The sequence below is a fragment of the Virgibacillus sp. M23 genome (genome assembly GCF_034190895.1).
Lineage (GTDB): Bacteria > Bacillota > Bacilli > Bacillales > Amphibacillaceae > Virgibacillus > Virgibacillus salarius.
Genome location: NZ_JAWDHA010000297.1, coordinates 1 through 427 on the forward strand (window position 1 = coordinate 1; position 427 = coordinate 427).

The window sequence follows — 427 nt, forward strand, 5'->3', positions numbered from 1 at the left end:
GATTTCAATATTGTCCACTGTCTGGTTCCGCAGTGATTCGAGACACGTTCTGATATATGTTTCTGTGTTATAAACAGCGACTAACAGACTAACCGCAGGTGTTTCCATAATGACCGGCTCCTCGTGCATAAATTACCGGGAAAAAATCGTTCTGTAAGGCAGAACCGATGAATCAACCGGCATAAGCAAATAACTGTAAAGAAAATAACAAACAACGATAGCAATATATATAAGAGCGTTCGATTTTTCATCAAATATCCTGACGAAATAAGGGACTAGGATCATTTGATACAGACCGAAATAAATATTGAATCTGGCAAAAATCACGTCCTTTGTGGCCAAAAGGCCGAACAAAAAACCTAGCAGGCACAAATTGACGACAATATCAATTTGCGGCCACAGACTCCGCAGTCGTTCTTTATAGCAA

Annotated in this window: 1 protein-coding gene and 1 pseudogene; both read right to left on the reverse strand. The window is 39.8% G+C overall.

What is annotated here, in order from left to right; all coding sequences use genetic code 11:
• Positions 1 to 108, reverse strand: a 108-nt coding sequence (locus RVS70_RS22645; RefSeq protein WP_321134986.1) for a glycosyltransferase, incomplete at its 3' end; no start/stop codon positions are given.
• Positions 109 to 132: 24 nt separating this feature from the next.
• Positions 133 to 427, reverse strand: a pseudogene (gene epsG, locus RVS70_RS22650) (biofilm exopolysaccharide biosynthesis protein EpsG); the annotation flags it as partial.